Source organism: Afipia sp. DC4300-2b1, from assembly GCF_049895725.1.
In the GTDB taxonomy this organism is placed as follows: domain Bacteria; phylum Pseudomonadota; class Alphaproteobacteria; order Rhizobiales; family Xanthobacteraceae; genus Afipia; species Afipia broomeae.
The window spans coordinates 208,305-222,560 of the sequence record NZ_JAFCSX010000005.1 but is presented as its reverse complement, the minus strand read 5'-3'; the positions used below and the strand labels follow the sequence as shown (position 1 = coordinate 222,560).

14 protein-coding genes are annotated in these 14,256 nt (G+C 62.6%); 4 read left to right on the top strand and 10 right to left on the bottom strand.

Features of this window, described 5'->3' with window-relative positions; genetic code table 11:
• Positions 1-2 precede the first annotated feature (2 nt).
• Positions 3-200, bottom strand: a complete 198-nt coding sequence (locus tag ACP7AL_RS20670) for a hypothetical protein (protein ID WP_425993870.1) — start codon at positions 198-200, stop codon at positions 3-5.
• A gap of 559 nt (positions 201-759) precedes the next feature.
• Here ACP7AL_RS20670 and ACP7AL_RS20665 point away from each other — a divergent pair.
• Complete coding sequence (locus ACP7AL_RS20665) at positions 760-975, top strand: hypothetical protein (protein ID WP_425994455.1); 216 nt, start codon at positions 760-762, stop codon at positions 973-975.
• Positions 976-1,045: 70 nt separating this feature from the next.
• Here the strand turns inward: ACP7AL_RS20665 and ACP7AL_RS20660 are convergent, their stop codons facing one another.
• Positions 1,046-1,750, bottom strand: a complete 705-nt coding sequence (locus ACP7AL_RS20660) for a ribonuclease activity regulator RraA (RefSeq protein ID WP_024919281.1) — start codon at positions 1,748-1,750, stop codon at positions 1,046-1,048.
• A gap of 176 nt (positions 1,751-1,926) precedes the next feature.
• On the opposite strand from ACP7AL_RS20660, the gene pxpB reads away from it, so the two are divergent.
• The 3 genes from pxpB to ACP7AL_RS20645 are packed head-to-tail and all read left to right on the top strand — an operon-like array spanning position 1,927 to position 4,446.
• Positions 1,927-2,649 carry a 5-oxoprolinase subunit PxpB gene (gene pxpB, locus ACP7AL_RS20655; RefSeq protein ID WP_425993867.1) on the top strand — a complete coding sequence of 241 codons (723 nt, stop codon included), beginning with the start codon at positions 1,927-1,929 and terminating at the stop codon, positions 2,647-2,649.
• Positions 2,646-3,659 (top strand): biotin-dependent carboxyltransferase family protein, encoded by a 1,014-nt coding sequence (locus tag ACP7AL_RS20650; protein WP_425993865.1) that lies wholly within the window; start codon positions 2,646-2,648, stop codon positions 3,657-3,659. Before pxpB ends, ACP7AL_RS20650 begins: the two co-directional genes overlap by 4 nt.
• Before the next feature lie 19 nt (positions 3,660-3,678).
• The gene (locus ACP7AL_RS20645) at positions 3,679-4,446 is read left to right on the top strand and encodes a LamB/YcsF family protein (protein WP_425993863.1); all 768 of its coding nucleotides are present in this window, start codon (positions 3,679-3,681) and stop codon (positions 4,444-4,446) included.
• Here ACP7AL_RS20645 and ACP7AL_RS20640 read toward each other — a convergent pair.
• The 8 genes from ACP7AL_RS20640 to ntrB form a co-directional block, all read right to left on the bottom strand.
• Complete coding sequence (locus tag ACP7AL_RS20640; RefSeq protein ID WP_425993861.1) at positions 4,430-7,135, bottom strand: molybdopterin-dependent oxidoreductase; 2,706 nt, start codon at positions 7,133-7,135, stop codon at positions 4,430-4,432. The two genes, ACP7AL_RS20645 and ACP7AL_RS20640, sit on opposite strands and share 17 nt — an antisense overlap.
• A gap of 31 nt (positions 7,136-7,166) precedes the next feature.
• Entirely contained in the window at positions 7,167-7,307 is a 141-nt protein-coding gene (locus tag ACP7AL_RS20635; protein WP_425993859.1) for a hypothetical protein, read from the bottom strand.
• Between the two features lie 183 nt (positions 7,308-7,490).
• Positions 7,491-9,104 (bottom strand): sulfite reductase subunit alpha, encoded by a 1,614-nt coding sequence (locus ACP7AL_RS20630; protein ID WP_425993857.1) that lies wholly within the window; start codon positions 9,102-9,104, stop codon positions 7,491-7,493.
• Positions 9,104-10,858: a NirA family protein gene (locus ACP7AL_RS20625; protein WP_425993855.1), complete on the bottom strand. Its 1,755-nt coding sequence runs from the start codon at positions 10,856-10,858 to the stop codon at positions 9,104-9,106. Before ACP7AL_RS20625 ends, ACP7AL_RS20630 begins: the two co-directional genes overlap by 1 nt.
• A 3-nt stretch (positions 10,859-10,861) precedes the next feature.
• Positions 10,862-12,076 (bottom strand): NAD(P)/FAD-dependent oxidoreductase, encoded by a 1,215-nt coding sequence (locus ACP7AL_RS20620; protein ID WP_425993853.1) that lies wholly within the window; start codon positions 12,074-12,076, stop codon positions 10,862-10,864.
• 10 nt (positions 12,077-12,086) lie between these two features.
• Complete coding sequence (locus ACP7AL_RS20615; RefSeq protein ID WP_425993851.1) at positions 12,087-12,512, bottom strand: globin family protein; 426 nt, start codon at positions 12,510-12,512, stop codon at positions 12,087-12,089.
• A gap of 29 nt (positions 12,513-12,541) precedes the next feature.
• Complete coding sequence (locus tag ACP7AL_RS20610; protein ID WP_006020597.1) at positions 12,542-13,333, bottom strand: ABC transporter ATP-binding protein; 792 nt, start codon at positions 13,331-13,333, stop codon at positions 12,542-12,544.
• A 12-nt stretch (positions 13,334-13,345) separates the two neighbouring features.
• The gene (gene ntrB / locus ACP7AL_RS20605) at positions 13,346-14,254 is read right to left on the bottom strand and encodes a nitrate ABC transporter permease (RefSeq protein WP_425993848.1); all 909 of its coding nucleotides are present in this window, start codon (positions 14,252-14,254) and stop codon (positions 13,346-13,348) included.
• Positions 14,255-14,256: the final 2 nt, after the last annotated feature.

Sequence of the window (14,256 nt, the reverse complement as noted above, 5' to 3'; positions counted from 1 at the left end):
GCTCAGATCTTGGCGATGGTTTGAATGGTCGCGACGAACAACAAAGCCGCGATCGTAACGAGCACCCAGCCGGGGTTGTCGCACAGCACCGTTCCCTGGCGGCATACTTCGTCGGCCAGGGACCAGCCGCGGTTCCGGGTGGCGCCGGCGAGCAGGAAGATCCCGCCCGCGCCCGTGATTGCGAGAATAAGCTGACGCATGGGTCCACTCCTTTCCACTGCCGATGTTCGGCGCGAAGGAGTGAATCAATGCTTGTCCCGATTGCTGAAACCCGGGTGCTTCGTGCGAAAATCACCCCACATCCATGGGCCGTCGCCTTGTCCATGGCCGCTCCGATGGCAGCAAACCGCTCCTCAGCACGCTCGCCGCTGGCAGCGTCGGTGACGTCGCAATCGATGCCGCGCACATCCGGGCCGACGTTATGAAGGCTTTTGATACCGGCCGCTCATGCGTCTTTCTCGATGTCGGCGAGCATCACCTTCGCCCGTCACAAATGCCGTCTTGCCGGCGAGGTCCTGCATGCTTTTCCCCAATGATTGTTCTTGTTGTCGATGCATCGTCTCACAATCGGGTGAGCCAGAACCAGCGATGACGAACGATCATCGCAAATACCGATTCAAACGAGAAATGTGAATTTGCGAATGTCTTAAAATGGACACGCGCGAGCGTCTTAATTTGATTGTTATCCGTCGCGTCCGGATGGAACCGCTGAACACGCGTTGCAGCCGGAACATTTTTATCGCGGAAGGATTTTTGCCGATGGCAACACGTGTCCAAAGACTTGCAGAATTTGACGGCAATGGCGAACCGTCCCCCGATGAGGCGGTTCAGGTTTTATGCGAGGACAAGAGCGGGACCTATCAGCTTCCCTTTGCATGCCGCCGGGTCAACGGTGAATGGCGCAACAGCGAATCCGGAAGTCTCGTTGAAGCAATGGTGGTCGGCTGGCGGCGGCCCAGAGAAGCACGATCCTGATCCGAAGAGCCGCATTTGCATAAAGCGCAAACCGGTCTCCGGATCAGATCATGCCTGACAGAGTTGGTGCTTACTTCTTCGTCTTGGATGCGGCGTAACGTGCCTTGGTCTCGGCATTCATCGGATAGAGGCCGGGCAGTTCCGCGCCGTTGTTGACCTCGTTGACGATCCAGCCCTCCATTGCCTCCTGCTCCGGACCTTCCGTCAGGATCAGTTCAAGGAATGCCTGCGGGATCAGCACCGCGCCGTCCTGATCGGCCACGATCACGTCATCGGGAAACACGGCAACGCCGCCGCAGCCAATCGGCTCGCCCCAATTGACGAACGTCAGCCCGGCGACTGACGGAGGGGCAGCCGCGCCGTTGCACCACACCGGAAGTCCGGTGCCGAGCACGCCCTCCAGATCGCGCACCACGCCATCCGTCACCAGCGCGGTGACGCCGCGCTTTGCCATGCGCGCGCACAGAATGTCGCCGAAGATACCTGCATCGGTGATGCCCATCGCATCGACCACGGCGATGCAGCCTGCCGGCATCGCCTCGATGGCGGTACGGGTCGAAATCGGCTTCGACCACGATTCCGGCGTCGCAAGATCTTCCCGTGCGGGAACGAAGCGCAGCGTGAACGCCGGACCGACCAGACGCTCCTGCCCCGGACGCAACGGGCGTGACCCGCGCAGCCAGACGTTGCGAAGCCCCTTCTTGAGAAGGATGGTCGTAATGGTGGCGGTCGTGATCTTCTTGAGCGTTGCGATGGCTTCGGGCGAGAGCGACATAAGGGAAACTCCGGGTGTGGTTGCCAGCCTTTTTGCGAAAGCGCGGCATCGCGTCAAGGCGGCAATCGCGTGACCGGTAATGTCCGCTTATGCGTTGCGATAACGCCAACTTATTTGCCATTTTAGCGGGAGTGTCGGACAAAGGGAGTGTCCATCCTGAGATCTCCGGCCTGCCGATGACCACCCCGCCCCGCATCCTCCCGTCCGGAGACACTGCCCTGGCGGTCGAATTCGGCCGCAGCATTGATCCAGCGGTCAACCGGCAGGTCCTGGCGCTCGATCGCGAAGTCGCGAGCGCAGCCATTGCGGGAGTCCTGGAAACCGTTCCGACCTATCGCTCGCTGCTGGTTCACTACGATCCCTTGCTGATCGACTTCGCGACATTGTCGCAAAAGCTGCTGGCGCTCGCGGAGCGGCCTGTTCCAGCACAAACCAACATCCGGCGCTGGCGCGTGCCGGTGGTCTATGGCGGCGAATACGGCATCGACCTCGACGACGTGGCGCGCGCGCACAGTATCTCGACGGCTGATGTCATCGCAAAGCACACCGGCAGCGAGTATCGCGTCGCGATGATTGGCTTCACACCCGGCTTCGCTTATCTGAGCGGCCTCGATCCCGCCATCGCCACGCCGCGGCGCGAGAACCCGCGAACCGAAACACCGGCCGGCACCATTTCGATCGGTGGTGTGCAGGCGTGCGTGCAGTGTCTTGCCGCGCCGAGCGGCTGGCATCTGCTCGGGCGAACGCCAGTCCGCACCTTCCATCCGCATCGCGATCCGGTGTTTCTGATGGAACCCGGCGATGCCGTCACCTTCCATGCCATTGCGGCCAGCGAGTTTGCTTCGCTTGATCGCGCCGCTGAACGCGGCGAAGCTGTCGCAGAGTTGATCGCGTCATGAGCAAGCTTGTTGTCGTCACAACCGGGCCCGCGACATCAATTCAGGATGCCGGCCGGTTCGGCGCGCAACGCTATGGTCTCACCACCAGTGGTGCGATGGATCGCACGTCGCTGGCGATGGCTAACACCCTTGCGGGCAATTCTCCGCTCGCCGCCGCGATCGAAATCGGACCATTCGCGACCGCGTTTACGGCACGCAACGGGGCCGTGCGCGTTGCCCTTTCGGGCGCAGCACGTGTTGCGGATGTTGCAGGCTCGCCGCTGCTTATGAGCGAAACGGCGTTGATTGCGGACGGCGAAACGCTCAGGCTCGGCGCGGCCCGCAGCGGCGTGTTCACTTATCTCGCCATCGAAGGCGGCATCGCGGGAGAACCCGTGTTCGGAAGCCTGTCGGTCAATGCGCGCGCCGATCTCGGCAGTCCCTTCCCCCGGCCGCTGCAAGCCGGCGATGTACTCGACGTTGGAACCGCGCAATTCACTTCGCATGAGCGCGCGCTGGACACCTTCGATCAGCCGCAGTCCCCGATCCGCGTCGTCATGGGACCGCAGGACGACGAGTTCGGCGCGGCATGCGATGTATTCCTTACCAGCGAGTGGCGCATCTCGGCGACCAGCGACCGGATGGGCTATCGGCTGGAAGGCCCGAAGGTTGTTCACCCCGGCGGCCATAACATTGTTTCTGACGGCGCGGTCCACGGCAGCATTCAGGTGCCGGGCAACGGCCAGCCTATCGTGCTGATGGCGGATCATGGCACGACCGGCGGCTATCCGAAGATTGCGACCGTCATCAGCGCCGATCTGGGACGGTTCGCGCAGATGCAATCAGGTGCGATAGTCCGCTTCAAGGCAGTCACCGTTGAAGAAGCCCAGAACGAGGCGCGCAAGCTGGCCGAATTCATTCAAGCGCTGCCGGGCCGCATTCACATCGCGGGCGGCTCGAGCCTCAATCTCGTCGAACTGCAAAAGGCCAATGTCGCGGGCGTTGCGGTAAACGCCATCGACGACCCCTGAATCTTCAAGAGGCGCATCCATGACTATCGATCTCAACAGTGATCTCGGCGAAGGTTTCGGTGCGTGGGACATGGGCAACGACGACGCGATGCTTGGCCTCGCCAGCAGTGTCAACGTCGCGTGCGGCTTTCATGCGGGCGATTCCGACATCATGCTGAAGACCGCGAGGCTCGCGAAAGAGCGCGGTGTCAGCATCGGTGCGCATCCCGGCTATCGCGATCTGCACGGGTTCGGACGGCGGCCGGTCCCCGGACTGAAATCATCCGAAATCGAGACCATGGTCGCCTACCAGATCGGAGCGTTGCAGGCGGTCGCGTCTTTGGCCGGTCACAAGGTGACCCACGTCAAGGCGCACGGTGCGCTTTCAAATGTTGCATGTGCCGACGACATGACCGCACGCGCCATCGCGACCGCGATCAAGGCTGTCGATCCCAATCTGTATTTCGTGGTGCTGCCGAACACGGCGCTGGTACGTGCCGGTGAAGCCGCCGGGTTGAAACTGATCCATGAGGTGTTCGCCGACCGAGCCTACGAGGATGATGCGCAACTGGTGGCACGCAGCAAACCCGGGTCGGTGCTTCATGACGGCGACCAGATCGCGCAGCGTGTGATCCGTATGGTTCAGGACAACGCTATCACTGCCGCTTCCGGGAAGGTCATCCCGGTGAAGATCGACACCGTCTGTATTCACGGCGACACGCCCGGCGCGGTCGAGATCGCGCGCAAGGTGCGGGCGGGGCTTGAGAGCAGCGGCATTACCGTCGCGCCGTTCAGCTCGCGGCGCTAGCTTCCATCGGTTGCGCGACGCCGGTCTGCGCGATCAGCCGCTTCAACTCCGGAATGCAGGAGCCGCAGTTGGTGCCGGCCTTGAGCTTCGCGCCGATCTCGGCAACGGTTCGCGACCCTTCCGCAATCGCGCCGCAGATCGCGTTGCGTCCGACGCCGAAGCACGCGCAGACCACGGGGCCGTCGTTCGCTACGCCATCGGCGGACTTGCCCGACAGCAACAGCCCGCGCTGCTCGTCGCTGATCGTCTCTGCAGCGAACGCCATCTTCACCGCTTCCCAGCTGGGTGTGTCCTTCGCCGGCCCGATGAACACGCAGGCTTCAAGCCTGTCGCCGGAGAACTGCGCTGCGCGATACACGCCGCGGGCGGCGTCTTCGTACTCTGCGATGTGTCCTGCTTCTCCTTGCGGCGACAGGAAGGTTCTCCAGGCAGCAACGTCCAGATTGCTGGCGATGAGATAGCCATAGCCGCCCGTAACAGCGACGCGCGACCACCCCACGTCCTTCGGAAACGACATCGGCCTGCGCGAGAGAACGAAACCACGCTGCCCGAACGTAACCGCCTCAATGGCAACAGGCGTGGCCTTGTTTTCCGGCTGCCCGGAGAACGGATCGGTGAATGGCGCGACCAGCGCTCCTACCCGCCCCGATGCCGAGTTTTCCTGGCTCCAGTGAATCGGCGCGAACAGCATGCCGCGCTGCTGGCGCTCGCTGACGACAACTTTGAGAATGCACTGGCCGAGATCGGTCGCAAGCCGCGCATAACCGCCATCGACAACGTCCGCCTGGGCGGCGTCGGCCGGATGAATCTCCACATAAGGTTCAGGCAGATGCTGGCCGAGGCGCGGACTGAGACCGGTGCGTGTCATGGTGTGCCACTGATCGCGGATGCGCCCGGTATTGAGCCGCAGCGGACGTGCCTCCGAAACAGCGCCGCGCAGCATCGGAACGTCAGGCGCAACGAAATGACCCTTGCGATCCGATGTATAGTAGCGGCCCTCGGCGAAGAAACGCTGCGCCGCTTCGCGTTCGCCCCTCGGCATCGGCCACATGAACGGCGGCATTGAATCGAATTCGTCGTCGGCTACTGATGCCATCGCGCCGATATCAAAATCCCGGCTACCGCCGTTCTCGAACGCAGACAGTTCGGCATGCTCGCGGAAGATGTCGGCGGCAGAATGATAGGCGAATGCCGCGCCGTAGCCGAGGCGCTCGGCGACTTCGCTCATGATCCACCAATCCGGCTTCGCCTGACCGGGTGGCGGCAGGAATGCGCGCTGCCGGGAGATGCGCCGCTCGGAATTCGTCACGGTGCCGGACTTCTCGCCCCACGCGTGCGCAGGCAGCAGCACGTGCGCGCCGGAATTGATGCTGTCGTTCGACTGCACATTTTCCGAGATCACCAGCAGATCAAGCTTGCGCATTGCCGCGCGCACAGCATCTGCGTTCGGCAGAGACACGGCGGGATTGGTGCCCATCACCCACAGGGCCTTGATCTCGCCGCGGCCGATCGCCTGGAACATCTGAACGGCCTTGAGGCCCTCATGGGTGGCGATGTGAGGCGCCTTCCAGAACCGGCGAACGCGGTCGATGTCCGGCGGTGTGAACCCCATATGTGCCGCAAGCTGGTTGGCCAGGCCACCGACCTCACGCCCGCCCATCGCATTCGGCTGGCCGGTGAGAGAGAACGGCGAAGCCCCCGGCTTGCCGATGCGGCCGGTCGCGAGATGACAGTTGATGATCGCGTTGACCTTGTCGGTGCCCTGCGCCGACTGGTTGACGCCTTGCGAATAGAGCGTCACCACGCGCGGCGTTTTCGCGAACATCTGGAAGAACGTCGCAACATCCGTTTCCGCAAGACCCGTCGCGAGCGCCGTCACGGCAACGCTGCCCGCGATGCTGCGCGCTTTCGCCAAACCGTCGGCGAAGCCGCTGGTATGTTTATCGATATAGGAGTGATCGAGCGCACCGCTGTCTGCGAGGTAGGTCAAAAGCCCGCTGAACAGCGCCGTGTCGGTTCCGGGTTTAAGGCCGAGAAACAGATCGGCGTCGCCCGATGTCTCGGTCTGTCGCGGATCGATCACCACGATGCGCGCGCCGCGCTTCTGCTTGTTGGCTATCATCCGCTGGAACAGGACCGGATGACACCACGCCGCGTTCGATCCGACCAGCACCAGCAGGTCGGCGTGATCGAGATCCTCATAGCAGCCCGGCACCGTGTCGGAGCCGAAGGCGCGGCGATGCCCCGCGACCGACGAGGACATGCAGAGCCGCGAGTTGGTGTCGACATTCGCCGTGCCGATGAAGCCCTTCATCAGCTTGTTGGCGACATAGTAGTCCTCGGTGAGCAACTGCCCCGAAAGATAGAAGCCGACCGAATCGGGTCCATACTTTGCAATGATGTGTTGAAGCCGGTTGGCAACGTGATCGAGCGCATCGGTCCACGCGACCTCTTCGAACTTGCCGTTCGAGCAGCGGATCATGGGATGCAACAATCGTTCGCCCAGACCCAGCGTCTCGCCGAGCGCCGACCCCTTGGAGCACAGCCGCCCGAAATTGGCCGGATGCTCGGGATCGCCCGCGATGGTCGCGCCGCCCTTGCCGTCTGGCGTCGCGATGACGCCGCAGCCGACGCCGCAATAGGGACAGGTAGTCTTTGTGGGAGCGACGGATGGATCGACGTTCGTCATGCGGTCCCCCGCACGACGAACGGACCAGATATCAGAACGGATGGTAGGAGAGCGTGCCGAACACGATGGCGGCGATCAGCGCGAAGGCGCCATAGACGGCGAGCGTGTGCATGCGATCTTCCGCTTGGGCGGAAGTCACCCGGGCATGGGCTTCTGACACAATATCGCTCATCGCCGATCTCCAATCGATCACGTGATGGGATATTGAAGTGCTTCGTCAGTGACTTACAAGGCGCCCCGGAAAAAGACGATAAAGTTGCCCCCGTCCGCATCGGGAGAGAGAAATATCCTACCCGGGACCCCTGCGGAGAATGAACAGCCTCCGGCGAAACCGGCGATTTGCGCCCTTCCCGCATCAATAGACGTCCTGCTGGTAGCGGCCCTTCTTCTTCAGATCGGCTACGAACGCGATCGCCTCATCCGTCGACCGCGCGCCGAACTGGGCGGTGATATCCACGAGCGCGCGCTCGACATCCTTCGCCATCCGCTTGGCATCGCCGCAGACATAGACGTGCGCGCCGTCGGCGAGCCAGTTCCACAACTCGCGGCCAACCTCGCGCATGCGGTCCTGCACGTAGAACTTCTCTGTGCCGTCGCGTGACCATGCCAGCGACAAACGCGTCAGCAGACCGGATGCCTTCATCGCGTTCAGTTCGTCTGAATAGAAGAAGTCATACGCGCTGCGCTGATGACCGAAGAACAGCCAGTTGCGGCCCGGCGCCTTGGTGGCCTGACGGTCGTGCAGGAACGCGCGGAACGGCGCGATGCCGGTGCCCGGGCCGATCATGATGATCGGCGTGTTCGGATCCTGCGGCAGCCCAAAGCCGTGCGCCTTCTGCACATAGACGGAGAGCTGTTCGCCGGGTTTGATCCGTTCCGCGAGAAAAGTCGACGCAAGACCGAGCCGCTTGCGCTTGCCGATCACGTAGCGCACCGTATCGACGGTGAGCGACAGCTTGCCCGGCGTGGCGTTGTGCGAAGATGAAATCGAATACAGGCGCGGCTGCAATGGTTCAAGCGCCTCGATGAAAGCTTCCGGATGCGGGCGCACGCCGGAGAACTTCTGCAGCGCCGCCAGCACGTCTAGGTTGGCGGCATCGCCATCCGGATCGTCGCCGGACGCCAAGGCCCGTGCTTTCTCGCGTTGTGCGCCGCCAGTGACGAACGAGATCAGTTCAAACAGGGTGTCCGGCGCGGGCGACAGCGACACGTCGTTGAGCAGCACTTCACGCAGCGTCTTTCCGTTGACTTCGGTCGTGTGCGACGCGCCGAGCATGGCGATGATCTGATCGACAAGGCCGAGATCGTTGGCGGCAAACACCCCGAATGAATCGCCGACGACGTAATCGAGACCAGCCTGCTCCAGATCGAACTCGATATGCCAGGTCTCCTTCTCCGAGCCGGGCTTGGTGACCTGACGGCGCGAGAGGAACAAGGCTTTCGCGGGATTGTCGCGCGAGCGGCCGGGCTCTGTTGCCGGAGCCGCAGCAACAGGCGCGGTCGGCGCGATGGCGGGTGATGAAACAGCAGCAGGTGCTTTTTCAAGGTCCTCATAAAGAGCCTTCAGCATCCGCGCGGTTTCCTTGCCGCCCGGAACGCAGAGATTGAGCCGCGCCTCGGACTTGTCGGCAATCGCCTCGGAATAGTCGTGGCAGTTGTAGCCGCACTGGCCGCAGTCCTGCTGCGCCATCGCCGCCATCATCTTGCGGCGGATCGGGCGGCCTTCGGCCAGTTTCATGCGCTCCGCGATCGGCATGGTCTGGTCATGCCATGGCGCTTCGCCGTCATCACCGTCGCCGGCAGCGCCCTTCATCACGGCAGCGCCCTGCTCTGGCGACAACGGCGTCACGGCATTGTCGAGCGAGACGAGACCGGCGAAGAAGCCGTTGAGCCACGAGCGCTGCTCCTGCGAGAACGGCGCGGTTTCCGGGATGATCTCAATCTGTCCGGGCGGAGTTCTCTGGTTCATCACACAGACTCCATTTCGGTCATGCGCTTGAGGGCATCGATCTCGGTTCGCTTGGCGAAAGCGATGAAGGTCTCATCTTCCGATGAGCGATGATTGACATAGGCCTTCAGGACGCGCTCGACGATGCGCGGCGCATCTTCGGCCTTCACGTTCTGGAACAGTTCGCGTCCCATGGTCGCTTCGGTGCCGAAGCCGCCGCCGACCAGCAGGTGGTAGCCATCGACGGTGTCGCCATCGTCGTTGATCGGAACGCGCGCGCCGATCAGGCCGATGTCGCCGATGTAATGCTGGGCGCAGGAATGATGGCATCCGGTGAGATGAATGTTCACCGGTGTCTCAAGCGGCACACGCTCCTCGCACCAGGCAGCGATCTCGTCGGCATTCTCCTTGGTGTGAGCCGCGGCGAAGCGGCAGCCGGTTGCGCCTGTGCATGCGATCAGGCCGGCGCGGAGCGCTGAAGTTGTCGTTGAAAGTCCCAGCGCCTCGATGGCGGCGGTGACGGTCGCGACGTTGGCATCGGCCACGCCGGAGATCAGCAGGTTTTGCCAGACCGTGAGACGGATATCGCCATCGCCGAAATCTGCCGCGAGCTTCGCAAGTCCACGGATCTGCTCAAGCGACAACCGGCCCAGCTTGAGCGCGACGCCGATCCAGTTCAGGCCGGCCTGCTTCTGCGGATGCACGCCGATATGGGCAAAACGGTCATAGACCGGACGTGGCGCAATGGCTTCAGCCGGCACGCGCGCCAGCTTGCGGCCGAGCTTCTCCTCGACGGCGGCGAGAAACTTGTCGAAGCCCCAGGAGTCGAGCACATACTTGAGCCGCGCCTTGTTGCGGTTGGTCCGGTCGCCATTCTCGATGAAGACACGGATAATCCTGTCGGCAACTTCGGTCGCTTCCTGCGGCGTGAGAATGACGCCGGTATCGCGGGCGAAGTCCTTGTGGCCGGTGATGCCGCCCAGCGCCAGCCGAAAGTAAATTCCCGGCTCGACGTCATGCCCCTCAAGGACCTCGACAGCCTGAAAGGCGATGTCGTTGGTTTCCTCGAGTGTGGCGATGCGCCCTGCTCCATCGAACGCCACATTGAACTTCCTCGGCAGCCCGTAGAGCGAGCGGTCATTCAGAATATGGAAGTGCCATTCGCGGGCATAGCGTCGCGTATCCAGAATTTCCTGCGGATCGATGCCCGCGGTCGATGTGCCGGTGACGTTGCGGATGTTGTCGGCGCCGGACCCGCGCGAACACAGTCCGAGATCCTGAAGGCCCTCGATGACGTTGATGGCGTTCTTCGGCTCGATCTCGCGAAGCTGAAGATTGGCGCGTGTCGTCACGTGGGCATAGGGACCGCCGAAATTCTCCGCGAGGTCGGCGACGCCTGCGAACTGCCAGTGCTTGAGGATGCCGTTCGGAATCCGCAGGCGGCACATATAGGACGTCTGCGTCGGCGCCACGTAAAAAATGCCGTAATAGCGCCAGCGGAAATTGTCCGGCGGCTTCGGCGCCTCGTTGTTCTCCGCCTGCTTGACCAGCCGCGGATAGGCATCGAACGGATGCTCGTCGCGCTTGAACTTCTCCTGATCGTTGAGCTTGCCGCCCGCAGCAACCGTTCGATCCTGCGCTTTCAGGTGAATGGCATCAGGTCCAACGGGCTCCGACTTCGAAGGCGCGTTGGTGCGTGCGACACGCGAGGCCGAAAGCCCCGACACGAATCCTTCGAGATATCGCTTCTGGTCCGGAGAAAAATCGCTGGACATGTCTCATGCGGCCTTCGGTTGTGCGAGAGCGCGGCCGAACATCATGTCGCCGCGGATCGCTTCGATGGACGCCGTTGTCCTGATCAGTTCGAGGTACCAGAGCGCATCCTGCGTATCGCCGACCAGGACCGCTCCCTTGAGGCGGCCGTCGGCCACCACAAGTTTCTTGTAAGTGCCACGCCGTTCATCATTGAACACCAGCGTGTCGGTGTCGGTTTCACCGAGAAAATCGCCAGCCGAAAACACGCTGACGCCCGAGACCTTGAGATTGGTGGAAACGACACTGCCGTCGTAAAGCGCCGGACGCCCTGCGAGATGATCCGCCAGCACACGGGCCTGCTCATAGGCGGGCTCGACGAGCCCGTAGCACGTGCCACGATGTTCGGCGCATTCGCCGAGCGCAAACACATCGGCGCTGCCCGTCCGCAATTGATCATCAACGACGACGCCGCGATTGACCGGAACGCCGGCATCCTTCGCCAGCGCGACATTCGGCCGGATACCTGCAGCGAAGACCACAGCATCGGCGGCGATCACCCGCCCATCCGACAGTTCGACGCCCTGTGGCGTGTCTTCGCCGAGGATCTGTTTGGTATTGGCGCCCAGTAAAACCTCAATGCCCTTGCTCTCGACCAGCCGCTTCAACAGCGACGCTGCCGGCGCATCGAGCTGCCGCTCCATCAGGCGGTCCATCAGATGCAGCAGCGTCACCTTCGATCCCGCCTTGGCGAGGCCGTAAGCGGCCTCGAGACCCAGCAATCCCCCGCCGACCACAACGACACGTTTTTTCTCGCGGGCGAGTTTCAGCAGCAGGTCCACATCGCGGCTGTCGCGAAACGTGTGGACACCCCGCAGGTCCGCGCCGGGCACGTTCAGCCGGATGGCCGTCGAACCGGTGGCAATGACCACCTTCGAGAATGGAACGTCAGCGCCGTTCGCGAGATGGATCGTACGGCCGTTGAGGTCGATCGAATTGGCGGCGCAGCCGTAGGTCAGCGTTACACCGCGGTCGCGCCACCACGACGCCGACCGCAGCTCTATATCCTGTGAGGTGGTCTCGCCCGCCAGCACCGAGGACAACAGCACGCGGTTGTAGGCCAGCCGCGGCTCGTCACCGATCACGGCGATGGCGTAACGGCCGAGTGCGCGCTTCGCCAACTCCTCGACGAAGCGAGCGGCGGCCATTCCGTTGCCGATGATGACAAGAGGTTCGCTCAATGCCGCTGTCCTATTCCGCTGCGGCCTGCTGGCCGTAGGCTTCCGCCACCATGAATCCGGACAGTGTGCCGTAGGCATCCGTCCACGCCGCCGCGACGTCGGGCGTCCAGGCCTCGCCGAGGCCCTTTTCCAGCGTCCACAGCAACGCCGCGCCAACGATCGGATAGTGCGCAGCCTCGACACCGTAGTTGACGTGCTTCTTGGCTAGCGCACTTGCCGCTGGCAGCACCGACGGCAGGTTCGACAGTCCGTTCACCACGACACCGAGCGTGCCCATCAGCGCGCGGCGCTGCTTCGCCATGTCTCCCCTGAACAGCGGCTTGACCTGCGGTGCGATGTCAAAAAGACGGTCGTAGAAAATCACGGCTGCTTGATCGGCGATTGGAACGACCTTCGCAAAGCTGTCCTGAACAAGTGAAACCTGAGAGGGAGTCATGGTGTCCGCTCCTTTCGCTTCAGTCCTGGTTAAGCCGCCTCGACGAAACGATGACGCTCATAGAGGAACTCAAGCACGCGCTGCCGGCACTTGAGGTAAATCGGGTTGGACGCCAGTTCGAGCCGCTTGCGCGGGTGCGGCAATGGCACCTCCAGCACTTCGCCGATCCGTGCGCTAGGGCCATTGGTCATCATCACGATGCGGTTGGAGAGCAGCACAGCCTCATCGACGTCGTGCGTGATCATCATCACCGTGTTGTTGAGCTTCTGGTGCAGCGCCATCACCGAGTCCTGGAGATGGGCGCGGGTCAGTGCGTCGAGTGCGCCGAACGGCTCGTCGAGCAGCAGCACCTTCGGCTCCATCGCCAGCGCGCGGGCGATGCCGACGCGCTGCTTCATGCCGCCGGAAATTTCGGACGGACGCTTGTCCTTGGCGTGGGTCATCTGCACGAGGTTGAGGTTGTGCAGCACCCATTCATCGCGCTCGGCGCGGGTTTTGGTCGATCCGAACACCTTGTCGACGCCAAGACGCACGTTGTCATAGACCGTCAGCCAGGGCAGCAGGCTGTGGTTCTGAAACACCACGGCGCGATCCGGGCCCGGCGAATTCACTTCGCGGCCTTCGAGCAGAACGCCGCCCTGGGTCGCATTGGTCAGCCCGGCGACGATGTTAAGCAGTGTGGACTTGCCGCAACCGGAGTGACCGATGATCGAGACGTAATCGCCCTGCTCCACAGTAAGATTGATGTCTTTCAACACCTCGCTCTGAGTAGAACCGCGGGTGAAGACCTTATCGACATGATCGAGCTTGAGATAAGCCATTGTCATTCTCCCTCAGCTTGCCTGAACGCCGCGGGTCGCGATGTTACCGACGAAGGCAACCATGCGATCGAGCACAAATCCGACGATGCCGATGTAGGCAAGCGCCACGAAGATGTCGGACAGCCTTGATGAATTCCACGCGTCCCAGATGAAGAAGCCGATGCCGACGCCGCCGGTGAGCATTTCAGCCGCGACGATCGCGAGCCATGACAGGCCGATGCCGATGCGAAGACCGGTGAAGATGTAAGGCGCCGCCGACGGGATCATGATCTTCCAGAAGAACTCGATCGGATTCAGCCGGACCACAGCGGCGACGTTGCGGTAGTCCTGCGGAATATTGCGGATGCCGACCGCGGTGTTGATGATGATCGGCCAGATCGAGGTGATGAAGATCACGAAGATCGCCGATGGATTGCTGTCACGGAAGGCCGCGAGCGAAATCGGCAGCCACGCCAGCGGCGGAACCGTGCGCATCACCTGGAAGATCGGATCGAGGCCGCGCATCGCCCAAACTGATTGGCCGATAATTGCGCCGACCAGCACTCCGACCACGCTTGCAAGACCGAAGCCGACAGCGACGCGCTGAAGTGATGTGAGGACGCGCAGGCCGAGCCCGATGTCCTGCGGTCCGGTGACAAAGAACGGATCGAGGATGAGGTCCTTGGCATCGGCCCAGATGCGGGACGGCGACGGCAGCGTCGCGCCCGGCTTCATGCAGAGGATCTGCCAGACGCCGAAGATCAGGACGAGCATGATGAACGGCGGGACCACACGGGCCGCCAGCGCACGTAAATTCGGAAACAGCTTGTCCGTCAGAAAACTGCGTGATGACTTCGGCAGCGGGACGACCGCTGCGGTCGCAGCCGGCGACGGCGCCGGTGCCGGGAGAGTGCTGGTTGTTTTTGCGAGCGGCATGTTCATGA

Excerpts from the sequence above, each read along its gene's own strand:
- ACP7AL_RS20625 (WP_425993855.1), bottom strand. The coding sequence starts at position 10,858 with ATGTCCAGCGATTTTTCTCCGGACCAGAAGCGATATCTCGAAGGATTC.
- ACP7AL_RS20630 (WP_425993857.1), bottom strand. The coding sequence starts at position 9,104 with ATGAACCAGAGAACTCCGCCCGGACAGATTGAGATCATCCCGGAAACC.
- ACP7AL_RS20635 (WP_425993859.1), bottom strand. The coding sequence starts at position 7,307 with ATGAGCGATATTGTGTCAGAAGCCCATGCCCGGGTGACTTCCGCCCAA.
- ACP7AL_RS20645 (WP_425993863.1), top strand. The coding sequence starts at position 3,679 with ATGACTATCGATCTCAACAGTGATCTCGGCGAAGGTTTCGGTGCGTGG.
- ACP7AL_RS20615 (WP_425993851.1), bottom strand. The coding sequence starts at position 12,512 with ATGACTCCCTCTCAGGTTTCACTTGTTCAGGACAGCTTTGCGAAGGTC.
- ACP7AL_RS20650 (WP_425993865.1), top strand. The coding sequence starts at position 2,646 with ATGAGCAAGCTTGTTGTCGTCACAACCGGGCCCGCGACATCAATTCAG.
- ntrB (WP_425993848.1), bottom strand. The coding sequence starts at position 14,254 with ATGAACATGCCGCTCGCAAAAACAACCAGCACTCTCCCGGCACCGGCG.
- ACP7AL_RS20660 (WP_024919281.1), bottom strand. The coding sequence starts at position 1,750 with ATGTCGCTCTCGCCCGAAGCCATCGCAACGCTCAAGAAGATCACGACC.
- pxpB (WP_425993867.1), top strand. The coding sequence starts at position 1,927 with ATGACCACCCCGCCCCGCATCCTCCCGTCCGGAGACACTGCCCTGGCG.
- ACP7AL_RS20610 (WP_006020597.1), bottom strand. The coding sequence starts at position 13,333 with ATGGCTTATCTCAAGCTCGATCATGTCGATAAGGTCTTCACCCGCGGT.
- ACP7AL_RS20665 (WP_425994455.1), top strand. The coding sequence starts at position 760 with ATGGCAACACGTGTCCAAAGACTTGCAGAATTTGACGGCAATGGCGAA.
- ACP7AL_RS20640 (WP_425993861.1), bottom strand. The coding sequence starts at position 7,135 with ATGACGAACGTCGATCCATCCGTCGCTCCCACAAAGACTACCTGTCCC.
- ACP7AL_RS20670 (WP_425993870.1), bottom strand. The coding sequence starts at position 200 with ATGCGTCAGCTTATTCTCGCAATCACGGGCGCGGGCGGGATCTTCCTG.